Source organism: Paenibacillus sp. 8b26, from assembly GCF_050626875.1.
In the GTDB taxonomy this organism is placed as follows: Bacteria; Bacillota; Bacilli; order Paenibacillales; family Paenibacillaceae; genus Paenibacillus.
Genome location: NZ_CP192445.1, coordinates 1590052 through 1602939 on the forward strand (window position 1 = coordinate 1590052; position 12888 = coordinate 1602939).

Genomic DNA, 12888 nt, shown 5'->3' on the forward strand with positions numbered 1-12888 from the left:
GTTATAAGGGGACAGGCTCTTAAAGGAGTCGTCCCCTTTTCATTGTGATATTGTCATTTTGAATATTATAAGATACAATTTGAACATTGCCCCATGATAGAGATAAAGGAGAGAATACCGATATGTATAAATTAATTGCCATTGATATTGATGATACACTCATTAACGACCAGAAAGAAGTTACTCCTGCAACGCAACTGGCGCTTGAAGCTGCTGTAGCCAAAGGTGTCGTGGTTACACTTGCAACAGGACGTGCTTACGCATCTGCCAAACAACTCGCCCGTCAAACCGGCTTGAACGTTCCAATCATTACGTACCAAGGGGCCTTGATTAAAAACCTGCTGGACGAAAACGTGCTGTATGAGCGTTATGTTCCACTCGTGGCTGCTCGTCGCTTGTATGAATTCTGCGTGGAACGCAATCTGCATCTGCAAACGTATATAGATGACAAATTGTACACACGTGAAGATAATCAGAAAATCAAAGATTACACCGAGCTGAACAATACGGAATATTTTGTAGAGCCTGTATTCAGCAAAGTGGTAGAACTGCCTACGCCTAAAATGCTGATTATTGACGAGCCGGAAGTGCTGGACAAATTGATTCCAGAACTGCGCGAGCTGCTTGGTGATGAAGTGCATATTACCAAATCCAAGCCTCATTTTCTGGAAATCATGCACCATGAGGGTACCAAGGGCCACGCTCTTACCTTCCTTGCTAACCATTATGGCTGTGATCTGTCCGAAACGATTGCAATTGGCGACTCCTGGAATGATCACGAAATGCTCGAATGTGCGGGTCTCGGCATAGCGATGGAGAATGCCATTCCTGATTTGAAAAAGCTGGCTGATTACATTACTAGCAGCAATAACGAAGACGGTGTTAAGCACGCCATCGACAAATTCGTGCTGAATGCTGAATAAATTGAGATAAATAACACAACAACAAAACCTCCAAACGTCGCATGTTCAGTAACACGCGATAGCTTGGAGGTTTTTTCTGTCATATCATATGATGCCTAACAAATTCAAAATATCAGGCAGCAGAACGCACCTTTCGCCTGTTCACCAGACGGATAATTCCATTGTTCATAAGCATTAATCCGGTCACAATGAGCAGCACCCCTGCCAGCATCCACCAGCTTACATGCTCTCCGTACACCAAGGCTCCCAATCCCACCGCAATCGGCGGTGAAATATACAACCACGTCGTCGGGAAAAGAGGATTTGTACGCTCCATGAGCCAGTAAAACAGTGTATGTGCAATCATCGAACCAAACAGAATCAGATACAATAAAGAGCCCATGGCAGGAAGGTACTGCCACCCCTCAGAACTCCACGGCTCCGTGATCGCAGACAGTAACAGCAGCATCCATCCCCCATGGAGCATTTGCGCCGCATTCAGGGCAATCGGGTTCGTTTCCCGAAATACATCCATCACCCGCTTGGAATAAAGTGCTCCCCCGGAATAACACAGCTCCCCCAGCAAAATGACAAGGCATCCCGCCAGCCACAGGCCGCTGATCTGAACCGCCAATCCAGGCAGCACCACCAGCACCACGCCAAGAAAGCTGATCATGCAGCCAATGACCGTAATCCGCGACGTTTTTTGCCGCAGCAGCGCCGACTGCAAAATAACGATCATCATCGGTCCCGTGGCTGATAAAATGGCTCCGATGCCCGAACTGACATATTGCTCTGCCCAATACAAGGCCGAAAACGTACCGAAAGTCGTTCCAGCTCCAATGAATACCATTTCCTTCCGCCATAATAACGACCAGCGAACTTTTCCCATCAGCTTCATGGCGATAAACAATATAGCCCCTGCTGCGAAAAAACGTACGCCTGCCGACAAAAACGGCGGAAGTCCCGCTTCTACCCCCACTTTTATAGCCAAAAACGTTGTACCAAAAATAAGACACATTACCGTAAACGCGATACCAATCATGATACGTCCCTCTCCCTTCAGTTGCTTTCAAGCATACAGGGAGATAGACAGAACAGATGTGTAACCACAGAACAGTTGTATGAAGCTTTGAAATGTTTTATAGTAAAATACACACAAAAGGAGCGTGGACAGCGTGGGCAAGAACAACAGCGAATTACTCTTTCCAGCCGATCATGCCTTAAAGCTGTATGAGCAGGTCATCCATTATGTGACTGTGCGGATTGATCGCGGGGATTGGCAAGCAGACACGAAGCTGCCGTCCGTACGAAGCCTGGCTCAGGAGCTGGGTGTACATCGGCTAACCGTTTTCCGGGCATATCAGGAGTTGAAGCAACGGGGAATGGTCTATGTAAAGGACAAATCAGGATATTACGTTCTTGCTTCCCAAGCGACACGGCATGCGAAATATGCTGGGTACTCGGGGCATTCGTCCATTGATCTCACGTTTCACTCCGAATCCGCCCATGCGGCAGATGATCCGTCTGTTTCAGCTTGGAGGGGAATGGATGGACTTAGCCGCGTTCAATCGGTGAATGCGAATTTCCAGTTTTCCAAAGCGCTGATTGACCCGTCTCTCCTGCCCAACCGATATTGGAGAGAGCTGATGATGCAGGTATTTGAAAAGCACCCGAAAGTAGCAGCCACCTATTCCTCTGTACAGGGCGATGCCGAGCTTCGGGATGCAATGGCGCAGCATTTTAGCGTCGATAAGCATTTTGCATTGTCACCAGACGAGGTGCTGATTACCTCCGGCGCACAGCAGGCCATCGACCTGATTTCCCGTTCTCTGATCCGGACAGGAGACCGCGTGTTGACCGAACGTCCCGCCTATGGCCCTGCTATGGAAATATTCCGCAGACAAGGCGCGCGTCTGACGATGACCGATATCCGACCGGAAGGCTATGATATGGAACAGATTGAATGGTGCATGAAAACAGAAAAGCCGCGTGTGTTCTATATCAATCCAACGTTTCATAATCCGACCGGCTTCACAGTGCCCGAGGAACAACGCAAACGTCTGCCCGAGCTGGCCGAGCGCTATGGTTGCCTTATTGTCGAAGACGACAGCACCTATGACATCAGCTTTGGGCAAAAGCCGCCGTCACCTATTTTTGCCTATGATATTTCGGGAAGCGTCGTCTACATTCGCAGCTATAGCAAATATGTCGCGCCAGGTCTGCGAATCGCAGCCGTGACCTGCCGACCACAGCTCATGAACAGCCTGCTGAACGTCAAAGCGCTGGTAGATAACGGTTCGCCACTGCTGAATCAGAAGCTGTTCCTGCAATACTTTCAATCTCCACGCATGCAGCAGCATATAAAAAAGCTATGTATCGCGCTCCAGATTCGCAAGGAAACGATGGAAGACAGCCTCCGCGATTCCGGCTGGACCTGGACCAGCCCGGCAGGCGGCCTCAGTCTGTGGCTCCAGTTGCCTTCTACGTTGAAACCTAATGAACTGCTCGCCAAATGTGTGCAGGAATCGGTCACCTTCGTACCGGGTAATGTATTCGATCCGATTGGCGAGGAAGGCAAAACGCATGTGAGATTGTCCTATTCGTATGCCAACGAGCTGCAAATCAAAGAAGGTATAGCTACCCTTCTCCGTATCAGCCGGACGATGTAAGGAGCAGCATTATTCCAATGGCAGGCTCATGCCGTTCTGTGCCAGGCGAATCCCTTCCAGAAGCCCGTAGTTGCGTGTGACATCCACATCATGTGACATATGTGTAAATACCGTGCGGTTGGGTTGGAGTCTCCCTATAAGCTCCTGAGCCTCCAGCATGTCATATACCGAGCGGGTTGCATATTCGGCCTCCTCATGATAAAAGCTCGTTCCCAGCACGAGCAAATCCAGATTGTGCAGGGGCAGGATTTCCGCATCATTTAGCCCAATCGAATCCGAGCAGTAGGCCCACGAGAAGCCGTCTTTTTCCAGTCGATAAGCGTAAGCATAACCGTTCTTCCCGTGATTCACACGCCATCCCCGGATATTCCACCCTCCAAGCAAGGCCCCCTGATCGACAGGGATAAGGTCAATATGCCCCGGAAGCCAGGAAAATTGACGCAGGATCGTGTCGATCACCTCCTGTGGAGCGTACAAACGACCTCTGTTCCCGGTCCAGCGACAGGCATCTGCCCATTCCGGCAGTCCTCCAATATGGTCAAAATGTGCGTGCGTCACGAGGATCGTACCGATGAAGCGAAGCCCGCGTATTTCCATCTGCTTGCGCCAGTCCGGGCCGCAATCAATCATAAAGTCCTCCGTCTCGCTTTCGATCAGCACAGACGACCTCAGCCTCACATTTGCCCCTGTTGTGCGGGCCTCCGTACATACGAGACAATCACAATACACACGTGGAACGCCCATCGCATCCCCCGTGCCAAGAAAAATAAGCCGATTCATGGTTTAACTCCTATCTATCTGGGTGTTTTTACTACTATTATAACGAACACATCAAGTCTGCGTAAATCCTTCCAGCGCCCAACGCCAAAAGGAGCATGCCCAAACCCCTGAACTCAGGCCGGACATCCCCTTAAGTATGATCGCGTTATAACTTTAAATCATAATAGGCATTGGATCTTTCTTGAGGCGGTTTTCTACCATCCAACTGGACTGATCGTTATACAGATAAGCCCGATGCACCAGCACGTGCACCTGCTGACCAGGCTCCAGTGTGGACTTCTCCAGCGAACGGTATGTCATGAGACGATGGCTCCCGACCTGTACTTCAATCATCCATTCACTCCCACGAAAATGTAAATGCTTCACAATGCCTTCCTCGGTCGCCGACAGAAGCGCAAACTCCTCGCTTGGCCCGACATCAATATACTCCGGACGGATCAAGGCACGTGCTCCCATTCCGGCAGCTTCCTCGAAGCCTTTGAGACTGCCCGCCTGTTCGATCACCGTCGATTCCCCAATAAAGGAAGCCACGAACGGGGTCCCCGGTTTTTTATAAATATCCCAAGGTGTTCCCTTCTGCTCCAGCCGTCCCTGATTAATCACCATAATTTCGTCGGCTACTTCAATCGCCTCATCTTGATCATGGGTGACGAAAATTGAAGTGATCCCCACACGCTCAATCAATTCCCGCAGCCAGGTACGCAGCTCCTGACGAATTTTGGCGTCAATGGCTGCAAAAGGCTCATCCAGCAGCAGCAATTGAGGCTCCGGCGCCAAGGCACGCGCAAAAGCAACCCGCTGCCGCTGTCCACCAGACAACTGATGCGGATAACGATGCTCGAAGCCTTTGAGTCCTGTCAGCTCGACCAGCTCTGTGACGCGTTCCTTGATGCGGGCTTTGGAGCTTTTTTTCACTTTTAGACCAAAGGCAATATTGTCGTACACGCTCATGTGCTTGAACAAAGCATAGTTTTGAAATACAAATCCGATTCCGCGTTCCTGCGGGGCCAGCTCGTTTACCCTTTTCCCGTGAAAATGAATTTCTCCCGCATCCGGTTGTTCCAGACCTGCCAAAATCCGAAGAATGGACGTTTTACCGCCACCACTCGGACCGAGCAAACCAATCAGATGACCCGCTTGAATATCAAAGGATACGTCCTTAACCGCATGAAAATTACCGAAATGCTTGTTTAAACCCCTTACTTCCACATGCATAACCGTACACTTCCTTTCCGCTTCTGAACCTGTGCAGGAACAGCAGCAGCCTTGCTTACCGCAAAGCGCGTACCTCATTTGAAATCATTTTATTATTCCAATGTATATACTATGTTTTCCTTATGTGATACTTTATCAAAGGAAAGCTTTCGTCGTCAACTCTATATATTACGTCAGGTGTTCATTGGGTAAAGTAAAATGGGTAAAGTAATAAGAAGAAGGGAGAGGGTAATAATGTTGCATACTTTAGAATTATCCACTAGCGGACGAGATGAGATGCGTGATATTACACGCGAGGTCGCTTCATTAATACAAAAAAGCGGAGTTCAGGAAGGCACCGTACTGATCTATTGTCCACACACAACAGCCGGAATAGCCATTAATGAAAATGCCGACCCGGACGTCAAACATGATGTGATTTTAAGGCTGGACGAGGTTTATCCGTGGGAGCATCCCCAATATCGCCATATGGAAGGAAATACAGCATCCCACCTTAAATCTATCACCACGGGACCCTCTCAGACTGTCATTATTCATGACGGAAAATTGTTGCTCGGACGGTGGCAGGGGCTTTATTTTTGCGAATTCGACGGACCACGCAGACGCCAGTATCATGTGAAAATCATGAAGGGCTGACCATGTAAAAAAAACAGACCATGATGTTCTCCTGCTGGATGCATCATCGTCTGTTACAATCTTAGTCGCTTTCGCAAAGTACCGTAATGATAAGGCACCGTCATGAAGTGAATATGCCCAGAAAAGCGCCCTACAGATTCATAGCCGAGGCGTGTGATTGCAGGTACGCTCATAGGTTTCTGCACAGCAGCTTTACATGTGCCAAAGCAGCGGGCCTGATCTCTTCAAATGTTAAACCATCCTGAATGTAAAAGGACACAAAGCCGTGCATAGACAAAAACAGACTTTGCGGTACTCGTGAACAATCTTCCTCTGAATGTCCCTGACCACTTAATTCCTGACGGATCATGGACGCGAATAATTCCACACAACGGTTTTGCTCCGTGCGACAGTAAGCGAACAGTTCTTCATCGTGCATCATGAACATAATTTCGTACTGATAAGGATTTTCCAAGCCAAAACGAATGAACTCCAGCATCAAGTGCTCCAGTCTGTTCAGACCATCATCCGGCGTACCTGTTGCTCCTTGCAGTAGAATACCGCGTAACGTATTAAAATCCTCAATCACAATGGCGTAGAACAGTTCAGCCTTCTCTTTAAAATGATAGTATAACGAACCATGACTGTAACCCAGATGCTGGCCAATGCTGCGCATTGAAATAGCACGGTAGCCCTTGGTAATAAACAAGTGCCTGGCCGCTTCCAGAATCCGCCCTCTTGACAACTCCTGTTCTACTGCTCTTCTAGCCATATTATTTATTCCCCTTCAATAAAGTAAAGCTGCTCTCCCTCCGACACAAGCGATTGCCCCTGTGTCAAGTCTGTTATCCAGTTGCTGAAGGATTCCGCATCACCAGCCAGCGGCAGACAGGTTAAGGTAACTTTATCCGTAAACATGGTTTCTCCAGCACGGATGCTGCGATTTCGCAATTCATTTTCCACTTTGCCCAACCAGGTGTAATCCAATTCCACGAAAATCTCACGATGAAGCACACGCGTAATCGCATCCCCTGCCTCAATTGCTGCAACAGTACCATCTGAATATGCACGAATCAGACCGCCTGCTCCCAGCAAAATCCCCCCAAAGTAACGGGTAACGACAATCGCCACATTTTTCAGCTTCTGGTTACGAATAACCTCCAAAATGGGCTTGCCCGCCGTACCGCTCGGTTCTCCGTCATCCGATTGCTTCTGGATTTCGTCTCGTTCCCCGATCATGTAAGCAGAACAATTATGGGTTGCGTTCCAATGCTCTTTTTTAATGCGCTCGATAAAAGCCGCCGCTTCTTCCTCGGTCTGAACAGGCTGGATGTGACCGATAAAACGGGATTTCCGGATCACAATTTCCTTGCTGCCGGAGCCGCGTACAGTTCGGTATTGTTCCAACATATCACAAATAACCTTCCTTACTTCATTTTACAAGAAAGCAGTCCCCCGCTTCTGGCAGCCGGTGAACTGCTTTCCTGTACTTTATTTGGTGCTATACGCTATAACGCTCCTACCTGAAACTGTTTCGGTCAGGAGTTTACAGCTTCCTTATTCGGACAATCTCGCTTCAAGCTCAGCTTTTTGCTCTTCGAAGCCTGGTTTACCCAGCAGAGCAAACATGTTTTTCTTGTAAGCTTCTACGCCCGGTTGATCGAACGGATTCACACCCAACAGGTAGCCGCTGATGCCGCAAGCTTTTTCGAAGAAATAAGCCAGGTACCCGAAGGAGTAAGGGCTTAAGTCAGGAATGTTCACGATCAGATTCGGTACTTGTCCGTCTGTGTGAGCCAGCAATGTACCCTGGAATGCTTTTTTATTTACAAAGTCCACCGTTTTGCCTGCCAGGAAGTTCAGTCCATCCAGATCATCCTCATCTGCTTCGATGGTGATGTGGCTAGGTACATTTTCCACTTGGATAACCGTTTCGAAAATGTTACGGCTACCTTCCTGGATGAATTGTCCCATGGAGTGCAGGTCAGTCGAGAAATCAACAGAGGCAGGGTAGATACCTTTGTAATCCTTGCCTTCGCTTTCGCCGTACAGTTGTTTCCACCACTCAGAAACGAAATGCAGGGACGGCTCATAGTTCACGAGAATTTCAATAGCTTTACCTTTGCGGTACAACGCGTTACGAACGGCTGCATATTGGTAAGCCTCGTTCTCAGCTACATTCGGATTGCTGTATTCCTTGGAAGCGTCTGCCGCCCCTTGGAGCATTTCCTCAATGTTAATGCCAGCTGTAGCAATCGGCAGCAAGCCTACTGCTGTCAGCACGGAGTAACGGCCACCTACATCATCAGGAATAATGAAGGATTCGTAGCCTTCCTCGTTAGCCAGTTTTTTCAGAGCGCCGCGTTCTTTATCTGTTGTTGCATAAATGCGTTTGCGCGCTTCTTCCTTACCGTATTTTTTCTCAAGAGCCGCACGGAATACGCGGAAAGCGATAGCTGGCTCTGTTGTTGTACCTGATTTGGAAATGACATTCACGGAGAAGTCTTTTCCTTCAATCAGTTCCAACAGATGATTCACATATGTAGAGCTGATGTTGTTGCCTGCAAAATAAACAGCCGGGCCTTTGCGCTTGTCTTTAGGCAGTGCATTATGGAAGGAATGCGACAGCATTTCAATCGCAGCGCGTGCGCCAAGGTAAGAACCGCCGATGCCGATTACGATCAACACTTCGGAATCACTTTGGATTTTAGCAGCAGCTTTTTGGATGCGAGCAAACTCTTCTTTATCATAATTGGTAGGCAAGTCAATCCAACCCAAGAAATCGGAACCTACACCGGTTTGGTTATGAAGCTGCTCATGAGCCAGCTTGATCGGTTCTGCAAAATAATCAATTTCGTGCTGCCCTATAAAGGAGAGCGCTTTGGTGTAATCGAAAATAACTTTTTTAGACATGTTTGGAACCTCCTGTTTTGTATTGCTAAGACCATGAATACGAACATAAGGACTTAGGAATAGGATACTTTAATTTGCAGGGCCTGACAAGCTTGCGTTACCTGTGTGTCCGGTGCCTTGCCAGACCCTAGTGTAGATAGGGGGGCATACCCATGCTACAATATATGGAGAACAACCTGTTTTAACAGTCAAATCAAGCCGAACTTGCATCTGCATCGGACGGCAACCTCCAACAAGAAAGGTGATTAGCTATGAAAAACATCGGATTTATCGGACTGGGCACCATGGGCGCCCCGATGGCATCCAATCTGTTGAAGCAGGGATATGGAGTCACGGTCTACAATCGCACTGCCTCACGCTGTGAGCCACTTGTAGAGCAAGGCGCGCGTACGGCTTCAACGCCTCGTGAAGCGGCTGAAGGTCAGCAGCTGGTCATTACCATGGTCAGCGATGATCACTCGATCCGTGATATCTACTACGGCGAGGACGGCGTGTTTGCCGGTCTTACGTCTGGTGTAACCGTGATGGACAACAGCACCATTTCACCTGAGCTGGTCAAACAACTAGCCGCCAAAGCGGACAAACTGGGCTGTTCCTTCATTGATGCTCCGGTAACGGGCAGTAAGCCTGCTGCTGTGGACGGTACGCTCGTGTTCATGGTCGGCGGTGACGCGGAGGCCATTGCCACACAGTCGGACGTTTTTGATACGCTGGGCAAAAAAGTGCTCCACATGGGACCGAATGGCAGCGGGGCCGTAGCCAAGCTCGCACATAACACGATGGTCGGTATTAATAACCTCGCTCTGGCTGAGGGCTTTGCCATCGCCGCCAAATCCGGTATTCCGGCGGACAGCTTCCTGGAGCTGGTACAGCTCGGATCGGCAGGCAGCAAGGCTGCTGACCTGAAAGGACGTAAAATCATCGAGCATGACTTCAGCAACCAGTTCTCACTTGCCTTGATGCTCAAAGACTTGAAGCTCGCTGCCTCGCTGACGGATAGCCTGTCCATTCCGACGCCTATGCTGTCCATTGCCAAGAGCCTGTTTCAAGCCGGGCAAACGCAAGGCTACGGCGACGAGGACTTGTCCGCTGTAGTGAAGACCTATGAAACGTGGATCGGCCGCACTATTGGGGGTAAGCCACTCGAATAGGCCGCATTTTTCTTTAAACCACGTTGCTGTGCTTTTGTACATATCGCATAGCTTATAGGGTAAGCACACTTGACTTGAAGTCGAGTGGTGCTTGCCCTTTTTTCGCTACTTATTCCGGGTAAGAACAGCAGTAATCCGTTACGCTTCGTACTTCCAACTTGAATGAAGACTGCGCAGGCACGTGGAACGTTGCCGTTCCCTGTATTTCCAGCCATTCCTCAGTACCTGGAAGCAATACCTTCAAATCCCCTGCCAAAATCTCCATGATCTCACGGGAATCTGTTCCAAATTCATACGTTCCAGGCAGCATAATGCCCAATGTAACCTTACTGCCGTCACCCAAAATAACTGTACGGCTTGTCACCTGACCGTCGTAATATACATTTGCTTTTTTAACTACGCTGACTCCATCAAACTGTGTCATTCGTTATCCCCTCATCTGCTCATCAATGGTTGAATGAATATTTACGGATCATAACATAAATTTGCTCCAAGCCTCAGTATGAAAATACACACTGCATCACCGTACGATATGAAACAAACAGCCGTAAGCCTTGCTCAGGTTACGACTGTCTGTTTAATAGGTTGTTTTATTTCAACAAAGCTTTTACACGATTAACAACGTTCTCTACTGTAAAGCCATATTCCTTAATGACGCGGTCGCCAGGTGCGGATGCGCCAAATGTGCTGATACCGAGAATGTCGCCTTGGTCGCCAACATATTTTTCCCAGCCCAGTGGATAAGCCATTTCTACAGCCAAACGAGCTTTTACTTCAGGCAGCAGAACGGAATCTTTGTATGCTTTGTCTTGTTTTTCGAACAGATCCCAGCTTGGGAAGCTGATAACGCGTACTTGGATACCTTGCTCCGCCAGTGCTTCCTGAGCTTTAACAGCCAGTTGTACTTCGGAACCCGTAGCCAGAATTTGAGCAACCGGCTTGCCGTCTGTCGCATCTGCAACGACATAAGCACCGCGTTTGATACCTTCGCGTGCATGCTCAGCAGTAGCAGCCAGGATTGGCAGGTTTTGACGAGTCAATACCAAAGCAACCGGGTTTTTCTTGTTTTCCAGCGTGTAGGCCCAAGCAGCGGAAGTTTCATTGCCATCCGCTGGACGAATAACCGTCAGGTTCGGGATAATACGCAGTGAAGCCAATTGTTCGATCGGCTCATGAGTCGGGCCATCTTCACCAACAGCAATACTGTCGTGAGTCAGAACGTAAGTTACAGGCAATCCCATCAGAGCTGCCAGACGAACAGCCGGACGCAGGTAATCCGTAAACACGAAGAATGTACCGCCGAATACTTTTACCCCTTGGTGCAATGTCATACCATTCATCGCAGCAGCCATACCAAACTCACGGATACCGAAATAGATGTTACGGCCAGCATAGTCTTCTGGTGTAAAGTTTGTCAGGTTGTTCAAGTGTGTCATGGTGGAGCTTTCCAGATCGGCAGATCCGCCTGTCAGGAACGGTACGTTTGGAGCCAAGCCGTTCAGTGCATTACCGGAAGCCACACGAGTGGAAACTGCTTTGTCTTCAGTCGTGTACTTTGGAAGATCACGGTCCCATCCTTCTGGAAGGTCGCCGTTTACGGCTGTTTCGAACTGCGCTGCCAGGTCAGGGTGAGCCGCTTTATATTTCGCGAACTGCTCATCCCAAGCTTTGTTAGCTGCGATGCCGTGCTCTTTTACTTTAGCAAAATGCTCGCGAACCTCTTGCGGTACGTAGAAGTCCTCTTCGTATACCCATTTGTAAAATTCTTTAGTCAGCTTGGCTTCGTCTGCACCCAGTGGGGAACCGTGAGTACCGCCATGTCCGCCTTTACCTTGTTTGTTCGGGCTTCCGTAGCCGATAACTGTTTTCACTTCAATCAACGTAGGGCGTGTCGAGTCGCCTTGAGCTTCCTCAATCGCTTTTTGGATCGCTGGAAGGTCGTTACCGTCTTCTACGCGCAGCACTTGCCAGTTGTAAGCTTCAAAGCGTTTTGCAACACTCTCGGAAGAAGACAGATCCAGCTTGCCATCCAGTGTAATATCATTGGAATCAAACAATACGATCAGCTTGCCCAGACGCAGACGTCCAGCCAATGAAGCCGCTTCGTGAGACAGGCCTTCCATCAGATCGCCGTCGCCGCAGATGGCATACGTGAAGTGATCCACAACTTTGAATTGATCTTTATTATAGGTTGCACCCAGTTGAGCTTCAGCCATTGCCATACCTACGGCCATAGCTACACCTTGACCCAGAGGTCCGGTCGTAGCGTCTACACCAGCGGTGTGTCCAAATTCAGGGTGACCTGGTGTAAGGCTGCCCCATTGACGGAATTGTTTCAGTTCTTCCATAGGCAGATCATAGCCGCTCAGGTGCAGCAGGCTGTACAGCAGCATGGAGCCGTGTCCTGCGGACAGTACAAAACGGTCACGGTTAATCCAGGTAGGGTGATTCGGGTTATGGTTCATCGTTTTAGCAAAAAGTTGGTAGCCCATCGGCGCTGAACCCATCGGCATGCCGGGATGTCCCGAGTTTGCTTTCTCGATGGCATCAATTGCCAACGTACGGATGGTCGTAATGGACAAATTGTCGATCGTGGAGTTTTCATCCTTTTGAATCGCTTGATTCTGGTCAGTCATGGTT

12 protein-coding genes are annotated in these 12888 nt (G+C 49.0%); 4 read left to right on the forward strand and 8 right to left on the reverse strand.

Annotation, left to right across the window (positions count from 1 at the left end):
* The first annotated feature begins 122 nt into the window (after positions 1-122).
* Positions 123-923 carry a Cof-type HAD-IIB family hydrolase gene (locus ACQ4MX_RS07040; protein WP_431089908.1) on the forward strand — a complete coding sequence of 267 codons (801 nt, stop codon included), beginning with the start codon at positions 123-125 and terminating at the stop codon, positions 921-923.
* A gap of 112 nt (positions 924-1035) precedes the next feature.
* On the opposite strand, the gene ACQ4MX_RS07045 is transcribed toward ACQ4MX_RS07040, so the two are convergent.
* Positions 1036-1947, reverse strand: a complete 912-nt coding sequence (locus ACQ4MX_RS07045; RefSeq protein WP_431089909.1) for a DMT family transporter — start codon at positions 1945-1947, stop codon at positions 1036-1038.
* A gap of 133 nt (positions 1948-2080) precedes the next feature.
* On the opposite strand from ACQ4MX_RS07045, the gene ACQ4MX_RS07050 reads away from it, so the two are divergent.
* Positions 2081-3574 (forward strand): PLP-dependent aminotransferase family protein, encoded by a 1494-nt coding sequence (locus ACQ4MX_RS07050; RefSeq protein WP_431089910.1) that lies wholly within the window; start codon positions 2081-2083, stop codon positions 3572-3574.
* A 9-nt stretch (positions 3575-3583) separates the two neighbouring features.
* On the opposite strand, the gene ACQ4MX_RS07055 is transcribed toward ACQ4MX_RS07050, so the two are convergent.
* A complete protein-coding gene (locus ACQ4MX_RS07055; protein ID WP_431089911.1) occupies positions 3584-4354 on the reverse strand; it encodes an MBL fold metallo-hydrolase in 771 nt (256 codons plus the stop codon).
* A 153-nt stretch (positions 4355-4507) separates the two neighbouring features.
* Positions 4508-5569 (reverse strand): sulfate/molybdate ABC transporter ATP-binding protein, encoded by a 1062-nt coding sequence (locus ACQ4MX_RS07060; protein ID WP_431089912.1) that lies wholly within the window; start codon positions 5567-5569, stop codon positions 4508-4510.
* A gap of 234 nt (positions 5570-5803) precedes the next feature.
* On the opposite strand from ACQ4MX_RS07060, the gene ACQ4MX_RS07065 reads away from it, so the two are divergent.
* Positions 5804-6205, forward strand: coding sequence for a secondary thiamine-phosphate synthase enzyme YjbQ (locus ACQ4MX_RS07065; RefSeq protein WP_431089913.1), 402 nt, complete (start codon positions 5804-5806; stop codon positions 6203-6205).
* Between the two features lie 169 nt (positions 6206-6374).
* Here the strand turns inward: ACQ4MX_RS07065 and ACQ4MX_RS07070 are convergent, their stop codons facing one another.
* From ACQ4MX_RS07070 to ACQ4MX_RS07080, 3 genes are all read right to left on the reverse strand, one after another.
* Positions 6375-6956 carry a TetR/AcrR family transcriptional regulator gene (locus tag ACQ4MX_RS07070; RefSeq protein ID WP_134910674.1) on the reverse strand — a complete coding sequence of 194 codons (582 nt, stop codon included), beginning with the start codon at positions 6954-6956 and terminating at the stop codon, positions 6375-6377.
* A gap of 5 nt (positions 6957-6961) precedes the next feature.
* Positions 6962-7594 carry a YigZ family protein gene (locus tag ACQ4MX_RS07075; protein WP_431089914.1) on the reverse strand — a complete coding sequence of 211 codons (633 nt, stop codon included), beginning with the start codon at positions 7592-7594 and terminating at the stop codon, positions 6962-6964.
* Between the two features lie 147 nt (positions 7595-7741).
* Positions 7742-9097, reverse strand: coding sequence for a glucose-6-phosphate isomerase (locus tag ACQ4MX_RS07080; protein WP_044644687.1), 1356 nt, complete (start codon positions 9095-9097; stop codon positions 7742-7744).
* A gap of 251 nt (positions 9098-9348) precedes the next feature.
* Here ACQ4MX_RS07080 and ACQ4MX_RS07085 point away from each other — a divergent pair, with 251 nt between their 5' ends.
* Positions 9349-10248, forward strand: coding sequence for an NAD(P)-dependent oxidoreductase (locus tag ACQ4MX_RS07085; protein ID WP_431089915.1), 900 nt, complete (start codon positions 9349-9351; stop codon positions 10246-10248).
* A gap of 109 nt (positions 10249-10357) precedes the next feature.
* Here the strand turns inward: ACQ4MX_RS07085 and ACQ4MX_RS07090 are convergent, their stop codons facing one another.
* Positions 10358-10672, reverse strand: coding sequence for a pyrimidine/purine nucleoside phosphorylase (locus ACQ4MX_RS07090; protein ID WP_014280423.1), 315 nt, complete (start codon positions 10670-10672; stop codon positions 10358-10360).
* A gap of 166 nt (positions 10673-10838) precedes the next feature.
* Complete coding sequence (tkt, locus tag ACQ4MX_RS07095; RefSeq protein ID WP_431089916.1) at positions 10839-12884, reverse strand: transketolase; 2046 nt, start codon at positions 12882-12884, stop codon at positions 10839-10841.
* Between the last annotated feature and the right edge of the window lie 4 nt (positions 12885-12888).

Bases quoted from the DNA above. Each gene is read 5' to 3' on its own strand.
- ACQ4MX_RS07060 (WP_431089912.1), bottom strand. From the start codon at position 5,569: ATGCATGTGGAAGTAAGGGGTTTAAACAAGCATTTCGGTAATTTTCAT.
- ACQ4MX_RS07065 (WP_431089913.1), top strand. From the start codon at position 5,804: ATGTTGCATACTTTAGAATTATCCACTAGCGGACGAGATGAGATGCGT.
- ACQ4MX_RS07070 (WP_134910674.1), bottom strand. From the start codon at position 6,956: ATGGCTAGAAGAGCAGTAGAACAGGAGTTGTCAAGAGGGCGGATTCTG.
- ACQ4MX_RS07055 (WP_431089911.1), bottom strand. From the start codon at position 4,354: ATGAATCGGCTTATTTTTCTTGGCACGGGGGATGCGATGGGCGTTCCA.
- ACQ4MX_RS07040 (WP_431089908.1), top strand. From the start codon at position 123: ATGTATAAATTAATTGCCATTGATATTGATGATACACTCATTAACGAC.
- ACQ4MX_RS07090 (WP_014280423.1), bottom strand. From the start codon at position 10,672: ATGACACAGTTTGATGGAGTCAGCGTAGTTAAAAAAGCAAATGTATAT.
- tkt (WP_431089916.1), bottom strand. From the start codon at position 12,884: ATGACTGACCAGAATCAAGCGATTCAAAAGGATGAAAACTCCACGATC.
- ACQ4MX_RS07075 (WP_431089914.1), bottom strand. From the start codon at position 7,594: ATGTTGGAACAATACCGAACTGTACGCGGCTCCGGCAGCAAGGAAATT.
- ACQ4MX_RS07045 (WP_431089909.1), bottom strand. From the start codon at position 1,947: ATGATTGGTATCGCGTTTACGGTAATGTGTCTTATTTTTGGTACAACG.
- ACQ4MX_RS07080 (WP_044644687.1), bottom strand. From the start codon at position 9,097: ATGTCTAAAAAAGTTATTTTCGATTACACCAAAGCGCTCTCCTTTATA.
- ACQ4MX_RS07085 (WP_431089915.1), top strand. From the start codon at position 9,349: ATGAAAAACATCGGATTTATCGGACTGGGCACCATGGGCGCCCCGATG.